The organism is Malonomonas rubra DSM 5091 (assembly GCF_900142125.1).
In the GTDB taxonomy this organism is placed as follows: domain Bacteria; phylum Desulfobacterota; class Desulfuromonadia; order Desulfuromonadales; family Geopsychrobacteraceae; genus Malonomonas; species Malonomonas rubra.
The window spans coordinates 1-3,760 of record NZ_FQZT01000037.1 but is presented as its reverse complement, the minus strand read 5'-3'; the positions used below and the strand labels follow the sequence as shown (position 1 = coordinate 3,760).

General features: G+C 47.8%; 2 protein-coding genes. One reads left to right on the top strand and one right to left on the bottom strand.

Going from position 1 to position 3,760, the window contains the following annotated elements:
* Nucleotides 1-380 precede the first annotated feature (380 nt).
* Nucleotides 381-2,705, top strand: a complete 2,325-nt coding sequence (gene lon / locus BUB13_RS18430) for an endopeptidase La (RefSeq protein WP_072910224.1) — start codon at nt 381-383, stop codon at nt 2,703-2,705.
* A gap of 527 nt (nt 2,706-3,232) precedes the next feature.
* On the opposite strand, the gene BUB13_RS18425 is transcribed toward lon, so the two are convergent.
* Nucleotides 3,233-3,760 (bottom strand): hypothetical protein (locus BUB13_RS18425; RefSeq protein ID WP_208610208.1); only part of this gene is annotated, 528 nt, incomplete at its 5' end.

Here is a 3,760-nt window from a genome sequence, read left to right as displayed (position 1 = left end):
TGGCGAATCATGCAACAAGCCGCTCAATCAGCGCCAGTTCCTTTGAAGAATCTGGTTCTGGAACCTGCTACTTGAGCGAGGTGGATAACCAGATTTTAAAATTATAGCGTGAAAAAATCGTTAAACTATGCTTGCTCTTCGAAAAGAAAAACCCTGCAAGACATATCGGCATCAAGTTAAGAGCAAAACTTCAGACGGAGGAATTGAGTCTCAGGAGTGTGGTCTGTATGGCTTTTTTTTGGGGGTAGCAATTTTATTGTAAAAAACGTTGAAATCAGCTTGTGGCGACACGTTGTGGAGTGAGTTTTCAAGCGAGCCTGATACAATTATATGTAAAGTAGAACACCCCGGCCAAAGAGTCTCTGGAGCAGAAAATGAGTATCGAAACCCAGTCTTATACTCTTCCAGTCCTGCCGATAACAAACTCTGTCATATACCCTGGTCTAGCCATGCCGATGACGATTCACAGAACCTCGTCGGTAAAATCACTGGAAGCGGTATTTGAAAGCGGCAACAAGATGATTGCTGTCTTCGCTCAAAGAAGCGAAGCCGCAGATCCGCTCCAGCCCAAGGATCTTTTTGAAGTTGGGACCGCCGCTAATGTTCAGTTAATTTCCAGGTTTGGAAGCAGTCTGCAAGTCATTCTTCATGGCGTGGAGAGAATCGAAATCGTTAACTTCATACAGTTTCATCCCTTCCTGAAGGCACAAGTCAGTCCAAGACCGATATCAATTACACATGGCATTGAAACCGAAGCCTTACATCGGGAAACTCTTGAATTGGTAAAGCGTTATTTCGACCTCAGCCGTCCGGAAGACAGTTTCAGTTTTCCTCGATCCATACCCTACGAAGAAGACATCATGAAGCTCGTTTTCCCTATGAGCAAGCTGATGAGTCTGAGCGTTGAGAATGAGCAACAATTGTTAGCAGCTCCGAGCGATAAAGATGCGATGAAGTTACTGAACGGATTCCTGAATCATGAAATACAGATCCTGGAGGTGCGTCAGAAAATATCTGAACAAACAAAAGACAAGCTTAATCAAGAGCATAGGAAATATATTCTAAGAGAGCAGATCAAAACTTTGCAGCACGAACTCGGCGAGGGAGACCCGGAAATCGGGGCTCAGGAACTCCGGCGTAAATTTGAAGAGACTCCGCTGCCGGAGGAGATAAAAAATGATGTAGAAAAGGAGCTGGCTCGGTTCGAGCAAATTCCCCAGGCCTCGCCTGAATACCAGGTTGCACAAAGTCATCTTGAGTTAATCCTGGCTCTTCCGTGGGAAGAGAGCACCACGGACAACCTCGACTTGGCAAACGCCCGACAGGTTCTGGATGAGGATCATTACGATCTTCGTGAAGTCAAGGAACGGATCATTGAGCAGCTTGCTGTTATGAAACTAAATCCAGAGGCCAAGGCGCCTATCCTCTGTTTTGCCGGACCACCTGGGGTCGGCAAAACCTCTCTGGGACAATCAATCGCCCGTGCCCTGGGACGCAAATTCGATCGCTTCAGTTTGGGCGGGATGCATGATGAAGCCGAGTTACGCGGTCATCGAAGAACCTACATCGGGGCTATGCCAGGACGTGTCCTTCAGGCGGTTCGCCGTGCCGGGGTCAAAAATCCGCTGATCATGCTGGACGAAATCGATAAACTCGGACACGATTTTCGTGGCGACCCTGCAGCAGCCCTGATGGAAATTCTCGATCCGGCTCAAAACAACAGCTTCCACGATAACTACCTAGACCTGCCGTTTGATCTGTCAAAAGTCTTCTTCATAACCACAGCCAACAGTATAGACACAATTCCGAAGCCCTTGCTTGACCGAATGGAACTTCTATATCTCAGCGGCTACAGTGATTTGGAAAAAATGGAGATCGCCCGCCGTTACCTGTTGCCACGGCAAAGGACGGAAGCAGGGCTGAGTCAAGAACAGATCGGCATCCCTGACGACACGTTAAACTCTGTTATCCGGCGCTATACACGCGAAGCAGGTGTTCGGGAGTTGGAAAGAATGCTCGGGCGACTGGCACGTAAGGTAGCAGTTAGTTTTGCGGAAGGGAAAAACAAACCCTACAAAATCCAAGTTGGAGATCTGCGCGAGTTACTCGGCCCTGAGCGCTTTTTTGTCGAACGACTGCGTAAAGATTTCCCCTCGGGTGTTGCAACGGGACTCGCCTGGACCGAAGCGGGAGGTGATGTCCTTTACATTGAGGCGATAGCCCTCCCCGAAGGAGATCCGCTGACAATGACAGGCCATTTAGGCGAGGTCATGAAGGAGTCGGCGATGGCCTCCAACAGCTACGTGATTGCCCATTGTCACAACCTCGGCATCAGCAAAGAGGTCTCTGCGGTCCATCTTCATGTGCCGGCAGGAGCAACTCCGAAAGACGGACCATCCGCCGGAGTCACCATGGCGACAGCGTTGGCCTCTCTCTATAGTAATCACCCGGTTCGACGAGATACGGCTATGACTGGAGAAATCACACTGAGCGGCTTGGTGCTGCCCGTGGGCGGAGTTAAAGAAAAAATGCTTGCTGCCCATAGGGCTGGATTAAGACGAGTCATTCTTCCCAATGAAAACAAAAAGGATCTGGAAGATCTGCCTGCCGAAGTCCGTTCAGAGATGGAGTTCATTTTTGTAGACAGAATTGAAGAAGCTTTAGAGGCAGCCATTCCGAATTTATTGTCAGAGAATAATCGCTGACGAGAATGAAGATAAAAGCCCATCCCTCCAGAAAGGCGGACAGTTTTGCCACTCTTAGGTTTTGCGTTTTTCAATAGAAGATCAGTTAACTGCAGAACCTGCTTTGGCAATTCCATTTACAGTTTACAGACCAAAGCTTTCACCTAATATCCATACCGCAACCAATACTGTAAAAGCAGCAGTGCCTTGATGATACAGAAAAGACCAATACACTCTACAACAAAAGAAAAAGGCCCTGCGCTAACAGGGCCTTTGGGGCTTCCAAAACCTATCTGGATTTAATTTGGTGGAGGTGGCGGGAATCTATACCGCCTGTATAATTACGGTCTTAACTGTACGGTTATGTACTTCTCTGTACGAGTCCTATCTATCTGTTTTAGCTGTACTTCCACTCTTAGTCAAGCACTGACTGAGCTTCAAGTCAGCACACGCATAAAATGAAGCAATGCGGGGTAGATGTCATTTAGTTCGAGTGGGCTATCGAAACCGAAACATCGACCCAAATATTAGCAACAGGAATATGTACGCTAATTACCTATGGCATTATCAAGAATTATTTTAGCCCCCTCTGGCGGCACATAGCTTACAGTCCCTCCTTGGACAGCCGATGAGGGGCCGCCAAAAATAAGCATTACAAGCCCAAGCCTTTTTCCTTCAGCTATTCTAGTAGCTTCAGAAACCCTCCCCTTTAAGCCTCCCGGCACATAAGAAGCCATCTGCTGAAAACCAGAATCCCCAGATGTCATTGGTGCCAACGAACTCATATTATCCATAATGCTCTTAATGGGTGAGATACCAACCCCAGAAACATGTATTGAACAAGCAGCAGGGGTACCGTAACTCAGTAGAGTTGTTGACTTCCCCTCAACATGCTCCAACACATATACCTTCATCCTCTCACCTTCTCTAGTTCCAAGACGACTAGCAACTGCATCTGGAACCCGAGACAAATTCATCTGATTGAATCGCCCCGGGATTGTCGGAGACTCCAAACTTTGAGAGTATGGGGTCATGAATACAAACAAGAGATACAGTCCTGAGGTCAGAGAGCGAGC